A 17,481-nucleotide genomic window follows, 5' to 3' on the forward strand; every position below is an offset into this window, starting at 1 on the left:
GACTCGGGGGGGGAGGAGTCGGACCGGGTTAGCACGGTCGCGAACGATCCGTGACTTCCATGGTGTACCCGAGGGCCTTCTCAGGCAAACCCACGCGCCGGATTTTACGCCGAATGGTGGGCCCCTATGCTCAGCGTTGTGGAAAACCGCTTCTCGCCGCGCACAGCAGCCTTCTTTGACCTGGACAAGACGGTCATTGCGAAGTCTTCGACGCTGACCTTCAGCAAGTCCTTCTACCAAGGCGGACTGATCAACCGCCGCGCCGTACTGCGCACCGCGTACGCACAGTTCGTGTTCCTTGCCGGGGGCGCCGATCACGACCAGATGGAGCGGATGCGTGAATACCTCTCCGCCCTCTGCAAGGGATGGAACGTCCAGCAGGTCAAGGAGATCGTCGCCGAGACCCTGCACGACCTGATCGACCCGATCATCTACGACGAGGCCGCCACCCTCATCGAAGAACACCACATGGCAGGACGCGACGTGGTCATCGTTTCGACCTCGGGCGCGGAAGTGGTCGAGCCGATCGGGGAACTGCTCGGCGCCGACCGCGTCGTCGCCACACGCATGGTCGTCGGCGACGACGGCTGTTTCACGGGGGAGGTCGAGTACTACGCCTACGGGCCGACCAAGGCCGAGGCCGTGAGGACCCTCGCCGCCTCCGAGGGGTACGACCTCTCGCGCTGCTACGCCTACAGCGACTCGGCGACCGACGTACCGATGCTGGAATCGGTCGGGCACCCGCACGCGGTCAACCCGGACCGCGCACTGCGCCGCGAAGCGACCCTTCGCGAGTGGCCGATTCTCGTCTTCAACCGCCCGGTCCAGCTCAAGAAACGCCTACCCGCGTTTTCACTGCCGCCCCGCCCCGCCCTGGTGGCAGCGGCCGCGGTCGGTGCGGCCACGGTCACAGCGGGGCTGGTCTGGTACGCCAACCGCCGCCGCACCGCCGGAGCAGCCCTGCCCGGGTGAACCCCGAGCCGAGGCCCCTCCGGCGAGGCTCCTCCGGGGGCCGGGCCCCTCGCCAGAAAAAGGCCCGCCCGATTCGCCCTTGATTGAACCTAAAAGTAAAGAAGTGGGGCCAGGGGTTTCCCTTCCCCTGACACTGGAGTAGAAAGGACTCAACGGCCCGCGAGACCAAGGACATCCGCGAGGATGACCTGTGACGCAAGACGGCCCCACGGACCGAGCACGGAAGTCGAGCACCCACGCGACGTCGACCCGTCGATTACGGGCCAGCCGCACCAGGTGACGGGCAAAGCACCCGACCTGATGGGCATACATCGAGGACGCTTGGTAACTGGGCGGACGTGCCAGCGGCGGTACCGCACCTCGGTACCGCCGCAACCCTTGCCCGGGGCGCCGTCACCCGCCCGGCCCCTGCCGCCCGGCCGGACGCCGCCTACGCCGCGCCGCGCTGCAGGGCCTCGCACACCGCCGTCGACTCGCGCACACCCAGCTCGACCGCCCGCCCGCAGTGCGCGATCCAGGCGGCCATCCCCTCCGGGGTCCCGGCCCTGTAGCCCTCGAATGCCGCGACGTAGGCCGCCCGGCCCTGCTCCGCATGCCCCACCTCGGCCGGGCAGATCGACTTCGGGTCCAGCCCGCTGCCGATCAGGACAATGCGCTCGGCGGTGCGAGCGACCAGGCCATTATGGGAACCGAAGGGGCGCAGCGCGAGCAGCTCACCGTGCACCACGGCGGCCGTGACCAGGGCGGGGGCCGTACCGCCCGCGATGATCAGCTGAGAGAGCCCTTCCAGCCGTCCGGCAACCTCGTCGGCATCGGGGAGCGGCGCCTCGACCAGCGGTTCGTCGACGGACTCACCCCCCAGCCTGGGCCGGCCCACCGCATCGTCGGGGGTCGCCCCGCCGGCCGCCACCAGATGCAGCCGAGCCAGCACCCGCAGCGGCGACTGCCGCCAGATGGAAAGGAGTTGACCCGCTTCCGCGGTGAGCCGCAGGGCGGCGCCGACCGTGCGCGCCTCGCCGTCACCGCTGAAGTCGGTACGCCGCCGCACCTCCTCAAGATTCCAGTCGGCACCGGCCAGCGCGGCCGATCCACGGGAACCCCGCAGCGCGGCTTCGGCCGTGACCTCGTTGCTGCGGCGCCGCATGACGCGGTGACCGTAGACACGGTCGACGGCCTTGCGTACGGAGTCCACGGCGTCGGGCACCCCGGGCAGAGCGCCGAGCGCGGCGAGCGGGTCTGAGGCAGTCGTACTCATAAGTAGCGAGGCTACGCGCCCACTCCACCCGGACCACCCTCAAGTGGCCTTCTTCACGAACATCGACAACACAAAGAGATCATGCCGCTACCCTAGGTGAACATGAAGATCGCTTTCGTCGGGAAGGGCGGCAGCGGAAAGACCACGCTGTCCTCGCTCTTCATCCGCCACCTCGCCGCCAATGAAGCCCACGTCATCGCCGTGGACGCCGATATCAACCAGCACCTGGGGGCCGCACTCGGCCTGGACGAGGCGGAGGCAGCCGCGCTGCCCGCCATGGGTGCGCACCTGCCGCTCATCAAGGACTACCTGCGTGGCACCAACCCGCGCATCGCCTCCGCCGCGACGATGATCAAGACGACTCCCCCCGGCGAGGGCTCACGGCTGCTGCGGGTCCGCGAGGACAACCCGATCTTCGATGCCTGTGCGCGGACGGTCCTGCTCGACGACGGCGACATCCGGCTGATGGCGACCGGCCCCTTCACGGAGTCCGATCTCGGAGTCGCCTGCTACCACTCCAAAGTCGGAGCCGTGGAGCTCTGCCTCAATCACCTGGTCGACGGCCCGGACGAGTACGTCGTGGTCGACATGACGGCAGGCTCGGACTCGTTCGCCTCGGGGATGTTCACCCGCTTCGACATGACGTTCCTGGTCGCGGAGCCGACTCGTAAGGGGGTGTCGGTGTACCGCCAGTACAAGGAGTACGCCCGGGACTTCGGCGTCGCGCTGAAGGTCGTCGGCAACAAGGTGCAGGGCCCGGACGACCTGGACTTCCTGCGCTCGGAGGTCGGCGACGACCTGCTGGTCGGGGTCGGCCACTCCGATTGGGTACGGGCGATGGAGAAGGGCCGGCCGTCCCGGTTCGAGCTGCTGGAGGCCGACAACCGGATGGCCTTGCAGACCCTCCAGGACGCCGCCGAGGATTCGTACGAGCTCCGCGACTGGGAGCGCTACACGCGGCAGATGGTGCACTTCCACCTGAAGAACGCCGAGAGTTGGGGCAACGAGAAGACGGGCGCCGACCTGGCCGCCCAGGTCGACCCCGCCTTCGTGCTCGACGAGCGGCGCGTCGGGGCGGGCGTCGCCGCACCCGCCTGACCCGCCACACCGCCCCGCGCACGCCGCAGCGGCCCCCCGCAGCGCCGGAGCCACCTGCCCGGCCCCTGCCGCCCTCCGGGGCCGGGCGGGGACCAGGTGGGCCAGGTGGGCCGGGCGGGCGGCGGGCCAGGCGGGCTGCTACGTCTCTACTCCCTGCCCTCTCCCTTGCCCGCCGCCTTGCCCGCCGTCTTGTCCGCAGGCGATGCGGCAGCGGGCTGGGCTCCCAGGTAGGACGACCAACCCTCCTGCGGCGCCTGACCGACGCCGAGCGTCGTGAGCTTGGCCAGCACGTTCGGGTCTTGGGCATCCAGCCAGTCGGCGAGCTGCCGGAAGGACACGCAGCGCACGCCCTCCTTGGTGCACACCCTCGCGATGGTCTCCTCGATGGCGCGCATGTAGGTGCCGCCGTTCCAGGACTCGAAGTGGTTGCCGATGATCAGCGGCGCCCGGTTGCCGTTGTACGAGCGGTCGAAGGCCTGGAGGAGGCCGTCCCTCATCTGGTTTCCCCAGAACTCGTGCTTCGAGGGGTCGCCCTGCGTGGCCGTACCGGACTGGTTGACCATGAAGTTGTAGTCCATCGAGAGGGTCTCGAAGGCGCGGCCGGGCATCGGGACGAGCTGGAGCGGGATGTCCCAGACCCCGTTCTTCTTCTTGGGCCAGACCTGGTTGCCGACGCCGCTGGAGTCGTACCGGAAGCCCATGTCCCGGGCCGCGGCGACCATGTTCTTCTGCCCTTCGAGGCAGGGAGTCCGGGCGCCGATCAGTTCCTTGTCGTAGTCGAAGGGGAGCGGGGCCTCGCCCTTCAGCTCCGGAGCGTTGCTCTTCCAGCTCTTGACGAAAGCTTTCGCCTGCTCGATCTCGCTCCTCCACTCCTCGACGGACCAGGTCCCGACGCCGCCGTCCGCGCCGCAGAAGTGTCCGTTGAAGTGGGTGCCGATCTCGTTGCCGTCCTTCCAGGCGGCACGGACCTCGGCGAGGGTGTTGCGGATGCCCTCGGTGTCGTTGAAGCCGATGTCGGAACGGCCCGGCGCGTGCTGGGGCGGGTTGTAGAGGCCCCGCTTCTCCTCCGGCAGCAGATACACACCGCTGAGGAAGTACGTCATGGTGGCGTTGTACTTCTTGGCCACGCCGCGGAAGTGGGAGAAGAGCTTCTGGCTGTCCTCCCCGGCCCCGTCCCAGGAGAACACCACGAACTGCGGGGGCTTCTGACCGGGCGCCAGACGTTCGGCGGTCGGGATCTTCGGCTGAACCCCGGTGAAGGCGGTGGATCCGTCCCCGATGAGCTTGACCGCGTTCTTCGGGGGAGCCTCGGGTGCGTTCTCCTTGGCGCCATGCGCACCCTTCTCCGCACCGGCTCCCGCTCCCCCGGTCGCGGGCCCTCCGGACCCGGCGCCGGAACAGCCCGCGAGTACGGCGGCCACAGCCGTGGCCATGACGCCCAAGGCGATCCTCTTCGTGGCGGCCATCATCCGCCCACCCTCTTCCTTGCAGGTTCGTTTGCGTCGAAGTGCCGACACGGCGAGGTCAAACTCGCACACGGTTCCGGACGGCAAGGGCGACAGGCCGAATGAAAAGCTGCTTATTCGCTGGGACGGATGACGCGCTGGCCCGATTGCGCGGGCGGGCGCACGGGTGGGCCGAACCGCGCCGGCGTCTGAACCGGAGGGCCCCCGGGGCCGTGAGACCTGATGACCCCGGTCCACGCCGCACGGCAGGAGCACCGCACGGCAGACCAGGGCGACTTTGCGCCACACCTCACGGATACGCGTCGTAAAGCCGCCCTGACCAGCGGAGCGGGATCATGCTTCCATACACGAAGACACAGGTCTAAACCAATTCCCGGCAGGCACTTGTCACCCGGCCTCGCGCCTGATGAGCTATGCGCCGGGACACAACGGACACCCTGGGACTGGGAGAAGTCGTGAGCAACGAGAGCCTGGCCAACCTGCTTCGGGAAGAGCGGAAGTTCGCTCCGCCTACCGAGCTGGCCGCCAACGCCAACGTCACCGCAGCGGCGTACGAGCAGGCCGAGGCGGACCGGCTGGGCTTCTGGGCCGAGCAGGCCCGCCGCCTGACGTGGGCCACCGAGCCGACCGAGACCCTCGACTGGAGCAACCCGCCCTTCGCGAAGTGGTTCGCGGACGGCAAGCTGAACGTCGCGTACAACTGCGTGGACCGCCACGTCGAGGCGGGCAACGGCGACCGGGTCGCCATCCACTTCGAGGGCGAGCCGGGCGACAGCCGCGCCATCACCTACGCGGAGCTGAAGGACGAGGTCTCCCGGGCCGCCAACGCGCTCACCGAGCTGGGTGTCGGCAAGGGCGACCGGGTCGCCGTCTACCTGCCGATGATCCCCGAGGCCGCCGTCGCGATGCTGGCCTGCGCCCGCATCGGCGCCACGCACTCGGTGGTCTTCGGCGGCTTCTCCGCCGACGCCATCGCCGCCCGCATCCAGGACGCGGACGCCAAGGTCGTCATCACGGCCGACGGCGGCTACCGCCGCGGCAAGCCCTCCGCGCTCAAGCCCGCGGTCGACGACGCCGTGTCCCGTATCGACAGCGTCGAACACGTCCTCGTCGTCCGCCGCACCGGTCAGGACACCGCCTGGACCGAGGGCCGCGACGTCTGGTGGCACGAGATCACCGGCCGCCAGTCCGCCGAGCACGCCCCGGAGGCCTTCGAGGCGGAGCAGCCGCTGTTCATCCTCTACACCTCGGGCACCACCGGGAAGCCGAAGGGCATCCTGCACACCTCCGGCGGCTACCTCACCCAGGCGGCGTACACCCACCACGCGGTCTTCGACCTCAAGCCGGAGTCCGACGTCTACTGGTGCACCGCCGACGTCGGCTGGGTGACCGGCCACTCGTACATCGTCTACGGGCCGCTGGCCAACGGCGCGACCCAGGTCATGTACGAGGGCACGCCCGACACCCCGCACCAGGGCCGCTTCTGGGAGATCGTGCAGAAGTACGGCGTCACGATCCTCTACACGGCGCCGACCGCGATCCGTACGTTCATGAAGTGGGGGGACGACATCCCCGCGAAGTTCGACCTGAGCAGTCTCCGGGTCCTCGGTTCGGTCGGTGAGCCGATCAACCCGGAAGCGTGGATGTGGTACCGGAAGAACATCGGCGCCGACAAGTGCCCCATCGTGGACACCTGGTGGCAGACCGAGACCGGCGCGATGATGATCGCGCCGCTGCCGGGCGTGACGGAGACCAAGCCGGGCAGCGCCCAGCGCGCGCTGCCGGGCATCGGAGCCACCGTCGTGGACGACGAGGCGAACGAGGTTCCGGACGGCGGGGGCGGCTATCTCGTCCTCACCGAGCCGTGGCCGTCGATGCTCCGCACCATCTGGGGCGACGACCAGCGGTTCATCGACACCTACTGGTCGCGATTCGCGGGCAAGTACTTCGCGGGCGACGGTGCGAAGAAGGACGAGGACGGCGACATCTGGCTGCTCGGCCGGGTCGATGACGTCATGCTCGTGTCGGGCCACAACATCTCGACCACCGAGGTCGAGTCGGCCCTCGTCTCGCACCCCTCGGTCGCCGAGGCCGCCGTGGTCGGTGCGGCCGACGAGACGACCGGCCAGGCCATCGTCGCGTTCGTGATCCTGCGCGGGAGTGCGACCGCCTCCGACGAACTGGTCGCCGACCTGCGCAACCACGTCGGGGCGACCCTCGGCCCGATCGCCAAGCCCAAGCGGGTGCTGCCGGTCGCCGAACTGCCGAAGACCCGGTCCGGCAAGATCATGCGCCGTCTGCTGCGCGATGTCGCCGAGAACCGCGAGCTGGGCGACGTCACCACCCTCACCGACTCCTCGGTGATGGACCTGATCACCACCCAGCTGCCGTCCTCGTCCTCCGAGGACTGAGAGAACCTTCCTGCTTACGGCTCCGATGGGCATCCGGCGAGGCGCCGGGTGCCCATCGGCGTCTGCGGGGACGATCAACGGGTAGGGGTTGAAGCACCCCAGGTAGAGTGTGCGCCTGCAGTCATAACGTCATACAGATCTCCACAGGGGCGCCGGGAAGTCTGGTCGGCACGTGTCATCAGCCATGCCATTTTCGCTGTACTGATCCGGAGGACTCCTTCGTGGCCGCGCCAACCCCCACCCCCTCCCCGCCCCGCCGCACCCTTCTCGGCCGACTGCCGCTCCCCGAGCGGAGCTACGTGGCCGAGGCACTGCGTACCGAGACCGTCGGCGGCATCCTGCTGCTGGTCGCCGCAGTCGCGGCACTCATCTGGGCCAACACCTTCGGCGGTTCGTACGCCTCGGTGAGCGACTTCCACTTCGGCCCGGACTTCCTCGGACTGGACCTCTCCGTCGCGCACTGGGCGGCTGACGGAATGCTCGCCGTGTTCTTCTTCGTCGCAGGCGTCGAACTGAAGCGCGAGCTGGTCGCGGGCGAGCTCCGAGACCCCAAGGCCGCCGCCCTGCCGGTGGTCGCGGCGCTCTGCGGCATGGCCGTGCCCGCCCTGGTCTACACGCTTACCGTGGTCGTCGGCGGTGGCTCCCTGGCCGGGTGGGCCGTGCCGACCGCCACGGACATCGCCTTCGCGCTCGCCGTCCTCGCGGTGATCGGCGCCTCGCTGCCGTCCGCACTGCGGGCCTTCCTGCTCACCCTGGCCGTCGTCGACGACCTCTTCGCCATCCTGATCATCGCTGTCTTCTTCACGTCGGACCTGAACTTCCTGGCCCTTGGCGGAGCCGTCCTCGGCCTGGCCGCCTTCTATCTGCTCCTCCGCTTCGAGGTCCGAGGCTGGTATGTGTACGTTCCCCTCGCCCTGACCATCTGGGGCCTGATGTACAACAGCGGGGTCCACGCCACCATCGCCGGTGTCGCCATGGGCCTGATGCTGCGCTGCAGCCGCCGCGAGGGCGAGGACCACTCCCCGGGCGAGCACATCGAGCACCTGGTCCGCCCGGTGTCGGCCGGGATCGCCGTACCGCTGTTCGCCCTCTTCGCGGCCGGGGTCTCCCTGAGCGGCGAGGCCCTGGCGGGCGTCTTCACCCGGCCCGAGACCCTCGGCGTCGTCCTCGGACTCGTCCTCGGCAAGACCTTCGGCATCTTCGGCGGTACGTATCTCGCCGCCCGCTTCACCAAGGCGGAGCTGAACAAGGACCTGGCCTGGGCTGACGTCCTCGCCCTCGCCTCGCTGGCCGGAATCGGCTTCACCGTCTCCCTCCTCATCGGCGAGCTCGCGTTCTCGGACGACCCGGAGATGACCAACGAGATCAAGGCGGCTGTCCTCATCGGTTCGCTGTTCGCGGCCCTGCTCGCCTCGGTACTGCTCAGGCTGCGGGTCCGCCGATACCGCGCCCTCTATGAGGCGGAGGAGCTGGACGAGGACGGATCCGGAATCCCCGACATCTATGAACAGGGCGATCCGGGGTACCACCTGCGGATGGCCGCGATCTACGAGGAGAAGGCGGCTGATCACCGCCGTCGCGCCGAACAGGCGGGGGCAGCGGGCATTGAGCCGGAGAGTCCGGCATGATCTGACATCGGATGTGTCGGAGACGGAGAGGGAGTCAGGGATGAGCGACCCCGGCAGCTACGTGAGCAGCGCGGACCGCAGCATCGGGCAGCTGGTCGCCTCGGCGACGGCCGAGATGTCCGCGCTGGTGCACGACGAGATCGCCCTCGCCAAGGCGGAGGTGCGGCAGGACGTCAAGCGCGGAGCGATCGGCAGTGTGGCGTTCGTCGTCGCGGGCGTGCTGGCGCTCTTCTCGATCCCGGTGCTGAGCTTCGCCGCGGCGTACGGGATCCACAACCTGGGCCTCGGGCTCGCCTGGTCGTTCCTGATCGTGGGCGTGGCGTTCATCCTGCTGGGCGCTTTGCTGGCGTTCCTGGGCATCAGGAAGTTCAAGAAGGTCAAGCCGCCGCAGAAGTCGATCGCCTCGGCCAAGCAGACCGCCGCCGTCCTCCAGAGCGCGAAGCCGCACCCGCGGCCGTCGGTCGAGGCCGCCGCGATCATCGAACGTTCCTCCGGCAGCAGCCTGGCGAAGAAGGCCGTCGAGGGCCGGTCCGGTCGGGATGAGGCCGACGCTGTGGGACGCTCGTCCACATGACGGTTCCCGATTCCAGCGCATGCGGTCCGACGGAGAGCGGGGCAGCGGTCCCGCCCGACCGGGCCGGCGCGGCGGGCCGGCCCGCCGCCGGGGGCCCCGTACGCATCGACGGCCCCTGGACCCACCGTGACGTGGCGGCCAACGGGGCCCGGTTCCACATCGCCGAGGCGGGCGACGGGCCGCTGGTGCTTCTGCTGCACGGCTTCCCGCAGTTCTGGTGGACCTGGCGCCACCAGCTGACCGCGCTCGCCGACGCGGGCTTCCGGGCCGTGGCGATGGACCTGCGCGGGGTGGGCGGCAGCGACCGGACGCCGCGTGGTTACGATCCCGCCAACCTGGCCCTCGACGTCACCGGGGTGATCCGCTCCCTCGGCGAGCCCGACGCGGCCCTGGTCGGCCACGACCTCGGCGGCTACCTCGCCTGGACGGCCGCTGTGATGCGGCCCAAGCTGGTCCGCCGGCTCGCCGTCTCCTCCATGCCCCACCCGCGCCGCTGGCGCTCCTCGATGCTGTCCGACGTCGCGCAGACCCGGGCGGGCTCCTACATCTGGGGCTTCCAGCGGCCGTGGCTGCCGGAGCGCAAGCTCGTCGCCGACGACGCAGCCCTGGTGGGCCGTCTCGTCCAGGAGTGGGCAGGCCCCCGGAACCCGGAGTTCCCCGACGAGAGGACCCTGGACGTCTACCGGCGGGCCATGAGCATCCCCTCCACCGCCCACTGCTCCATCGAGCCGTACCGCTGGATGGTGCGGTCGATGGCGCGACCGGACGGGGTCCAGTTCAACCGGAGGATGAAGCGGCCGGTCCGGGTGCCCACGCTGCACCTGCACGGGTCGCTCGATCCGGCGGTCCGCACCCGCAGTTCGGCGGGGTCCGGGGAGTATGTCGAGGCGCCCTACCGGTGGCGACTTTTCGACGGTGTCGGGCACTTCCCCCACGAGGAGGACCCGATCGGCTTCTCCACCGAACTCATCAACTGGCTCAAGGATCCTGAGCCCGACCGGTAGCCCGCCGCCCGGCCCGGGTACAGGTGTCCGACGAACAGCCAATTGCCTGCCGCATAGGCCAATTGGCTGACTCGCCGACGATTACCGACCTTGGACCACGGGCAGACGTCGAGGTATGGGCTGGACGCACGACTTCACTGCCGAAGCACGCAACCGCCGCTCCGCCGCGACACCCGGTGTGGGCACTCATGAGGGGGGCGGCCCCAGCGGCCGGGTGCACGATGTGCATGACCTTCGCCATCGCCGGCTCGGTATTCCGCGTATCCTCCGCCGCCGGGCCCGCTGGGTCTCGGCCCGGCTGCGACACCCCCGTAACTGACTCCCGCGCGGATGTGCGGGACACCCTCTAGAGGGCGCAGCCCTGGCTGTCGACCTGCTGGTTGGCCGTACGTCCGATCTCGATGTCCTCGCGAATCTCGTCGGCCGTCAGCGCGTAGCCGGTGTCCGGGTCGTCGAGCGACTTCGCGAACACCACTCCGTACACCTTTCCGTCCGGAGTGAGCAGCGGGCCGCCCGAGTTGCCCTGACGTACCGTCGCGAAGAGCGAGTAGACGTCGCGGCGGACGGTGCCCCGGTGGTAGATGTCCGGGCCGTCGGCCTCGATGCGGGCGCGCACGCGGGCGGAGCGCACGTCGTACGCACCGTTCTCCGGGAAGCCCGCGACGATCGCGCTGTCGCCGCTCTTGGCGTCGCCGTTCGTGCCGGTGAACTCCAGGGGTCTGGCCCGGAGGTCGGGGACGTCCAGGACCGCGATGTCGCGCTGCCAGTCGTAGAGGACGACCTTCGCGTCGTACAGCCGGCCTTCGCCGCCGATCTGGACGGTGGGTTCGTCGACGCCGCCGACGACATGGGCGTTGGTCATGACCCGGCGCTCGGCGAAGACGAAGCCGGTCCCTTCGAGGACCTTGCCGCAGCTCGGGGCCGTACCCACGACCTTGACGATCGACTTCTTGGCGCGCGCGGCGACCGGGCTGCCCACCAGCGCCGGATCGGGGGCCTTGACCTCGGTGATCGGCTCGTTGGCGAACGGGCTGAAGACCTGCGGGAAGCCGTTCTGGGCCAGGGTGGAGGAGAAGTCCTTGAACCAGTTGGGCGCCTGTTGGGGCATCACCCGGTCGACCCCGAGCAGGACCGAGGAGCTGCGGACCTCCTTGCTGACGGTCGGCACAGCGGTGTTGGCGAGCAGCAGGCCGATCAGCCAGGCCACCATCAGCATGGCCACCACATTGACCAGGGCACCGCCCGTGGCGTCCAGGGCGCGCACGGGCGACCAGGTGATGTAGCGGCGGAGCCTGTTGCCCAGGTGAGTGGTGAAGGCCTGGCCGACGGAGGCGCAGACGATCACGATGACGACCGCGACGATGGCGGTCGTGGTGGAGACCTCGGACCCCTCGGTCACCCTGTCCCAGATGATCGGCAGCAGATAGACGGCGACGAGACCGCCGCCGAGGAAGCCGATCACCGACAGGATGCCGACGACGAAACCCTGGCGATAGCCGATGACCGCGAACCACACGGCGGCGAGCAGCAGCAGGATGTCGAGCACGTTCACCGTCTATAGCCTCGCAGTTTCGTCACCTGGCCCGTCGGTGGTGACGGGGTCCGGGCCGGGCCCGGTACAGCGCAGCAGAGAGTCAGCGTGTCATGCGCGCCAGTCGAGCGGCACCTGTCTGGACCTGTCCCACGGGCGTTCCCAGCCCGCGTAGTGCAGAATCCGGTCGATCACTCCGGCCGTGAAACCCCAGACCAGAGCCGATTCGACCAGGAATGCCGGACCGTGGTGCCCACTGGGGTGCACGGCCGTGGCTCGGTTGGCGGGGTCCGTGAGATCCGCCACGGGAACCGTGAAGACCCGGGCCGTCTCGGCCGGGTCGACCACCCCGACCGGGCTGGGCACGCGCCACCAGCCGAGCACGGGCGTCACGACGAAGCTGCTGACCGGGATGTACAACCGGGGCAGCACACCGAAGAGCTGCACGCCCCGGGGGTCGAGCCCGGTCTCCTCCTCGGCCTCACGCAGCGCCGCCCGCAGCGGTCCTGTGGTGGCCTGGTCGCCGTCCTCGGGGTCGAGCGCACCGCCGGGGAAGGAGGGCTGCCCGGCGTGCGAGCGCAGGGTCCCCGAGCGCTCCATGAGCAGCAGCTCGGGCCCGCGCTCCCCGTCCCCGAACAGGACCAGGACGGCGGACTGCCGACCCGCCCCGCTCTCGGGCGGCAGGAAGCGGCTCAGCTGCTGCGGCCGGACGCTGCGCGCGGCGCTCGCGACCGGGTCGAGCCAGGCGGGCAGCCCGTCAGTGGTCACGGCGAGGGCCTCGTCGGGGACTCCGCCGCCGGTCTGCGTCGCGCCTTGTGTGTCCGTGTCCGTGTCCGTGTCCGTGTCCGTATCCGCGTGCGTCTGCGTCATAGGCACCCCCGTCGTTTCACAACGCCTGTCGTCGGCCATTTCGTTCCGAGCCGTTCCGTCCTGAGGGAGTGCGGTGCCGTCCTGGGCTGTCCGGGGGGCGTGACCCTCACCCGGCTCCCAGCGCGGGCGCGGGCTTGCCCGGGTAGTCGGCGGGCGGGCTGAGCCGCTGGCCCGGATAGCCGCCCATCTCGTACTTCAGGAGCTTCCTGGCCTTCTCCGGATCGGTCTCGCCCTCCCCGTACGACGGGCAGAGCGGGGCGATGGGGCAGGCGCCGCAGGCGGGCTTACGGGCGTGGCAGATGCGGCGGCCGTGGAACACCACCCGGTGCGAGAGCATCGTCCACTCGCTCTTCGGGAAGATCCCGGCGACCACCGCCTCGACCTTCACCGGGTCCTCCTCGTCCGTCCACTTCCAGCGCCGCACGAGGCGGCCGAAGTGCGTGTCGACAGTGATTCCAGGGACGCCGAAAGCATTGCCCAGAACGACATTGGCGGTCTTGCGGCCGACCCCGGGCAGCTTGACGAGATCCTCCAGCCGCCCCGGGACCTCGCCGCCGAACTCGTCCCGGAGAGCGGCCGAGAGGCCGAGCAGGGACTTGGTCTTGGCCCGGAAGAACCCGGTCGGCCGGATGATCTCCTCCATCTCCTCCGGCACGGCCGCCGCCATGTCCTCCGGCGTGGGATAGGCCGCGAACAGAGTGGGAGTCGTCTGGTTGACCCTCAGGTCGGTGGTCTGGGCGGAGAGGACCGTGGCCACAAGGAGCTCGAAGGGGTTACGGAAGTCCAGCTCGGGATGGGCGTACGGATACACCTCGGCGAGCTCGCGGTTGATCCGGCGCGCCCGGCGGACCATCGCGAGGTGCGACTCCGCCTTCGGCTCCTTGCGCGCTGTCGCCGCCTTGGCCTTAGCTGCTTCGGCCGAAGCCGCCGTGGCGGGTTTGGCAGGCTTGGCGGGCGTTGACGATGACACTGCGGACCTCCTGGCCGACTTCCGGAGGGGTCCCCCCGGCTCTCCGAGGGAGCCATTCGCGGCATTCTCCGGGCGCGACCGGGGTTGTTCGCCCACAGCGGAATCGCGGTCCTTCAGCACCCCGTCAGCCCCCTCGGCCTGCGCTCTCCCCGGCATTCTGGACACCCGGCCAGCCTAGAGCCAGCCACCGACAACCACCCCTGACACCGCATATCCACCCCCGATCGGCCCCCTGCCGTAGGGTCCGGCACGCCCGTGCGTCAAACTGGTTTGTGATTGATCGCACTGTTTTACCGTCCGGCATGATGGGGACCACGGTTCCCTGGACAGGCCGACAAGGAGAGAACTCGTGGACGACGTTCTGCGGCGCGCCCCGCTTTTCGCGGCGCTCGATGATGAGCAGGCCGCGGAGCTCCGCGCCTCGATGAGTGAGGTGACCCTCGCGCGCGGAGACGCGCTGTTCCACGAGGGCGACCAGGGTGACCGCCTGTACGTGGTCACCGAGGGCAAGGTGAAGCTCCACCGCACCTCACCCGACGGGCGCGAGAACATGCTGGCCGTGCTCGGCCCCGGCGAGCTGATCGGGGAGCTGTCGCTCTTCGACCCGGGCCCGCGTACGGCGACTGCCTCCGCACTGACCGAGGTCAAGCTCCTCGGCCTCGGTCACGGCGACCTCCAGCCCTGGCTGAACGCCCGGCCCGAGGTGGCCACCGCGCTGCTGCGCGCGGTCGCCCGACGGCTGCGCAAGACCAACGACCAGATGTCCGACCTGGTCTTCTCCGATGTGCCGGGCCGCGTCGCCCGTGCCCTCCTGGACCTGTCGCGCCGCTTCGGCGTGCAGTCGGAGGAAGGCATCCACGTCGTGCACGACCTCACTCAGGAGGAGCTGGCCCAGCTGGTCGGCGCCTCCCGCGAGACGGTCAACAAGGCCCTGGCGGACTTCGCGGGCCGTGGCTGGCTGCGCCTGGAGGCCCGCGCGGTCATCCTGCTGGACGTGGAGCGGCTGGCGAAGCGCTCGCGCTGACCCCGTACGCCGACCCGCGCCCCGCGTGATGTGACGCTCGCGCTGACTCCGTGAGCCGACGCGCGCGATGTGAGCCGGCACGAGGGCCCCGCCGACCGGAGTACGTACCGGTGGGCGGGGCCCTCGCGTTCGAGTGGTCGGCCCCTCAGATCAGCCCGTGCTCGCTCAGGTACTCCAGCTGTGCCCGTACCGAAAGCTCGGCGGCCGGCCACAGGGAGCGGTCCACGTCGGCGTACACCTGGGCCACCACCTCCGACGGCGTACGGTGCCCGGCCTCCACCGCCGTCTCCACCTGGGCGAGCCGGTGCGCGCGGTGGGCCAGGTAGAACTCCACGGCCCCCTGCGCGTCCTCCAGCACCGGCCCGTGGCCCGGCAGCACCGTGTGGACGCCGTCGTCCACCGTCAGCGACCGCAGCCGCCTGAGGGAGTCCAGGTAGTCGCCGAGCCGCCCGTCCGGGTGGGCGACCACCGTCGAACCGCGGCCGAGGATCGTGTCGCCCGTCAGCACCGCCCGGTCGGCGGGCAGATGGAACGAGAGCGAGTCCGCGGTGTGCCCGGGCGTCGGGACCACGCGCAGCTCCAGGCCTCCCGTGGTGATCACGTCGCCCGCCCCGAGGCCCTCGTCGCCCAGTCGCAGCGCTGCGTCCAGGGCCCGTACCTTCGTCCGTGTCAGCTCCGCGAACCGGCCCGCGCCCTCCGCGTGATCGGGGTGGCCGTGCGTGAGCAGCGTGAGGCCCACGCGCCGCCCGGACCGCTCCACAGCCTCGATCACCGCCGTCAGGTGGACGTCGTCGAGCGGCCCGGGGTCGATGACGACCGCGAGATCGGAGTCGGGCTCGGCGACGATCCAGGTGTTCGTACCGTCGAGGGTCATCGCGGACGGATTCGGCGCCAGTACGTTGACCGTCCGGGCGGTCGCGGGTCCGGAGGTCACGGCTCCGCGCGGCTGTCCGGGAAGGGCGGCTGCGTCGGTCATGCCGCACCCCCGTCCTCGCCCGCCGCGGGTTCCTCACCCGCCGTGGACACGTGCTTCGTGAACTCGTCGTGCCCGGGCCAGCTCAGCACCAGCTCTTCCCCCTCCAGACGGGCCTGCGCGAGTACGGGAGTCAGATCCTGGACGTCCGCCGCCCCGAGCGCCCCGGAAGCCGTCCTGAACGGCGCCAGGGCCCGCAGCGTCGACACGGTGGGCGGCATCATCAGCAGCTCGCCCGCGTCGTAGCGGCGGGCGGCCTCCGCCGGAGCGATCCACACCGTACGGTCCGCCTCGGTGGAGACGGCACGGGTGCGCTGCCCCTCGGGGAGCGCGGCGACGAAGAACCAGGTGTCGTACCGGCGCGGTTCGAACTCCGGGGTGATCCAGCGCGCCCAGGCGCCCAGCAGGTCCGAGCGCAGCACCAGGCCCCGCCGGTCCAGGAACTCCGCGAAGGACAGGTCCCGGGCCACCAGCGCCTCGCGGTCGGCCTCCCAGTCCGCCCCGGTCGTATCGCTGACCACGCTCCCGGCGGTCGGCCCGGCGAGCAGGACGCCCGACTCCTCGAAGGTCTCGCGCACCGCCGCGCAGACGATGGCCTGCGCCTCGGTGACCGTCGCGACGCCGAGCCGGGCGGCCCACTGCTCCAGCGAGGGCCCGGCCCACCCGATCAGCCGGTCGTCGTCACGCGGATCGACTCCGCCACCCGGATAGGCGTACGCGCCTCCGGCGAAGGCCATGGAGGTCCGGCGGCGCAGCATGTGCACGACGGGCCCGCTCGCCGCGCCCCGCGCCCCCGGATCGCGGAGCAGCATCACCGTGGCGGCCCGCCGGGGCTTCGCGGGCGTCAGCTCACCGGCGGCGAGGGCCCGGATCCTGTCGGGCCATTCCGGGGGGTACCACTGACCTTGGGACATGGCCGGAGGCTATCCGGAACCGCGCCGATGTTCGAGAGGCGCCGTGATCACCACAGCGACCCGACAGGCCCCGTACACGCACGATCCCGCCCGGTCGCGGGGACCGGACGGGATCGGGAGGCACATCGAAAGGTGCGTACGGCTCAGGCCTCGACGAGCTCCACCTGGACCTCGACCTCGACCGGGGCGTCCAGCGGCAGTACCGCCACGCCCACGGCGCTGCGGGCGTGCACGCCCTTGTCGCCGAGGACCGCGCCCAGCAGCTCGCTGGCGCCGTTGATCACGGCGGGCTGGCCGGTGAAGTCGGAGGCCGAGGCGACGAAGCCCACCACCTTCACGACACGCTTGATCCGGTCCAGGTCACCGGCGACGGACTTCACGGCGGCGAGGGCGTTGAGCGCGCAGGTCCTCGCGAGCTCCTTCGCCTCGTCCGGTGTGACCTCGGCGCCGACCTTGCCGGTGACGGCGAGCTTGCCGTCCACCATCGGCAGCTGGCCGGAGGTGTACACGTACACGCCGGACTGCACGGCCGGCTGGTACGAGGCCAGCGGCGGCACGACGGCGGGCAGGGTCAGGCCGAGTTCGGCGAGCTGCGCCTCGACAGCGCCCGCCACTACGCCTTCTCCCGCTTCAGGTAGGCCACGAGCTGCTCGGGGTTGTTCGGGCCGGGAACGACCTGGACCAGCTCCCAGCCGTCCTCGCCCCAGGTGTCCAGAATCTGCTTGGTCGCGTGCACGAGAAGGGGCACGGTCGCGTATTCCCACTTGGTCATGGGCCCGACTGTAATGCCT

At 70.3% G+C, this 17,481-nt stretch carries 17 protein-coding genes; 8 read left to right on the forward strand and 9 right to left on the reverse strand.

Annotated features, from left to right (window positions below; all coding sequences use genetic code 11):
* Window positions 1-126 precede the first annotated feature (126 nt).
* Complete coding sequence (locus RI138_RS14035) at window positions 127-972, forward strand: HAD family hydrolase (protein ID WP_311120184.1); 846 nt, start codon at window positions 127-129, stop codon at window positions 970-972.
* 430 nt (window positions 973-1,402) lie between these two features.
* Here RI138_RS14035 and RI138_RS14040 read toward each other — a convergent pair whose 3' ends face one another.
* Window positions 1,403-2,227 carry a Fic family protein gene (locus RI138_RS14040; RefSeq protein ID WP_311120185.1) on the reverse strand — a complete coding sequence of 275 codons (825 nt, stop codon included), beginning with the start codon at window positions 2,225-2,227 and terminating at the stop codon, window positions 1,403-1,405.
* Between the two features lie 102 nt (window positions 2,228-2,329).
* Here RI138_RS14040 and RI138_RS14045 point away from each other — a divergent pair, with 102 nt between their 5' ends.
* Entirely contained in the window at window positions 2,330-3,325 is a 996-nt protein-coding gene (locus tag RI138_RS14045) for an ATP-binding protein (protein WP_311120186.1), read from the forward strand.
* A 146-nt stretch (window positions 3,326-3,471) separates the two neighbouring features.
* Here RI138_RS14045 and RI138_RS14050 read toward each other — a convergent pair whose 3' ends face one another.
* On the reverse strand, window positions 3,472-4,794 hold the full coding sequence (locus tag RI138_RS14050; protein ID WP_311120187.1) for a polysaccharide deacetylase family protein: 1,323 nt from the start codon (window positions 4,792-4,794) through the stop codon (window positions 3,472-3,474).
* A gap of 410 nt (window positions 4,795-5,204) precedes the next feature.
* Here RI138_RS14050 and acs point away from each other — a divergent pair, with 410 nt between their 5' ends.
* From acs to RI138_RS14075, 5 genes are all read left to right on the forward strand, one after another.
* On the forward strand, window positions 5,205-7,202 hold the full coding sequence (acs, locus tag RI138_RS14055) for an acetate--CoA ligase (RefSeq protein WP_311120188.1): 1,998 nt from the start codon (window positions 5,205-5,207) through the stop codon (window positions 7,200-7,202).
* Between the two features lie 221 nt (window positions 7,203-7,423).
* Window positions 7,424-8,830 carry a Na+/H+ antiporter NhaA gene (gene nhaA / locus RI138_RS14060; protein ID WP_096622913.1) on the forward strand — a complete coding sequence of 469 codons (1,407 nt, stop codon included), beginning with the start codon at window positions 7,424-7,426 and terminating at the stop codon, window positions 8,828-8,830.
* Between the two features lie 40 nt (window positions 8,831-8,870).
* Complete coding sequence (locus tag RI138_RS14065; RefSeq protein WP_311120189.1) at window positions 8,871-9,404, forward strand: phage holin family protein; 534 nt, start codon at window positions 8,871-8,873, stop codon at window positions 9,402-9,404.
* Window positions 9,401-10,408 carry an alpha/beta fold hydrolase gene (locus RI138_RS14070; RefSeq protein WP_096622909.1) on the forward strand — a complete coding sequence of 336 codons (1,008 nt, stop codon included), beginning with the start codon at window positions 9,401-9,403 and terminating at the stop codon, window positions 10,406-10,408. Before RI138_RS14065 ends, RI138_RS14070 begins: the two co-directional genes overlap by 4 nt.
* Before the next feature lie 115 nt (window positions 10,409-10,523).
* Window positions 10,524-10,727, forward strand: a complete 204-nt coding sequence (locus RI138_RS14075) for a hypothetical protein (RefSeq protein WP_096622907.1) — start codon at window positions 10,524-10,526, stop codon at window positions 10,725-10,727.
* Window positions 10,728-10,754: 27 nt separating this feature from the next.
* On the opposite strand, the gene RI138_RS14080 is transcribed toward RI138_RS14075, so the two are convergent.
* From RI138_RS14080 to nth, 3 genes are all read right to left on the reverse strand, one after another.
* Window positions 10,755-11,960, reverse strand: a complete 1,206-nt coding sequence (locus tag RI138_RS14080; protein WP_311120190.1) for a MarP family serine protease — start codon at window positions 11,958-11,960, stop codon at window positions 10,755-10,757.
* Between the two features lie 90 nt (window positions 11,961-12,050).
* Window positions 12,051-12,809 carry an NUDIX domain-containing protein gene (locus RI138_RS14085; RefSeq protein ID WP_398862969.1) on the reverse strand — a complete coding sequence of 253 codons (759 nt, stop codon included), beginning with the start codon at window positions 12,807-12,809 and terminating at the stop codon, window positions 12,051-12,053.
* Window positions 12,810-12,915: 106 nt separating this feature from the next.
* Entirely contained in the window at window positions 12,916-13,662 is a 747-nt protein-coding gene (gene nth, locus RI138_RS14090) for an endonuclease III (RefSeq protein WP_398864275.1), read from the reverse strand.
* A 466-nt stretch (window positions 13,663-14,128) separates the two neighbouring features.
* Here nth and RI138_RS14095 point away from each other — a divergent pair, with 466 nt between their 5' ends.
* Window positions 14,129-14,803: a Crp/Fnr family transcriptional regulator gene (locus RI138_RS14095; RefSeq protein ID WP_003967450.1), complete on the forward strand. Its 675-nt coding sequence runs from the start codon at window positions 14,129-14,131 to the stop codon at window positions 14,801-14,803.
* A gap of 145 nt (window positions 14,804-14,948) precedes the next feature.
* Here RI138_RS14095 and RI138_RS14100 read toward each other — a convergent pair whose 3' ends face one another.
* The 4 genes from RI138_RS14100 to RI138_RS14115 form a co-directional block, all read right to left on the reverse strand.
* Complete coding sequence (locus RI138_RS14100) at window positions 14,949-15,779, reverse strand: MBL fold metallo-hydrolase (protein WP_311120193.1); 831 nt, start codon at window positions 15,777-15,779, stop codon at window positions 14,949-14,951.
* Complete coding sequence (locus tag RI138_RS14105) at window positions 15,776-16,690, reverse strand: NUDIX hydrolase (protein WP_311120194.1); 915 nt, start codon at window positions 16,688-16,690, stop codon at window positions 15,776-15,778. The genes RI138_RS14100 and RI138_RS14105 overlap by 4 nt, the downstream gene beginning before the upstream one ends.
* 143 nt (window positions 16,691-16,833) lie before the next feature.
* Window positions 16,834-17,304 carry a RidA family protein gene (locus RI138_RS14110; protein ID WP_073874577.1) on the reverse strand — a complete coding sequence of 157 codons (471 nt, stop codon included), beginning with the start codon at window positions 17,302-17,304 and terminating at the stop codon, window positions 16,834-16,836.
* Complete coding sequence (locus RI138_RS14115) at window positions 17,304-17,462, reverse strand: DUF4177 domain-containing protein (RefSeq protein WP_003967454.1); 159 nt, start codon at window positions 17,460-17,462, stop codon at window positions 17,304-17,306. Before RI138_RS14115 ends, RI138_RS14110 begins: the two co-directional genes overlap by 1 nt.
* Between the last annotated feature and the right edge of the window lie 19 nt (window positions 17,463-17,481).

The organism is Streptomyces durocortorensis, from assembly GCF_031760065.1.
Lineage (GTDB): Bacteria > Actinomycetota > Actinomycetes > Streptomycetales > Streptomycetaceae > Streptomyces.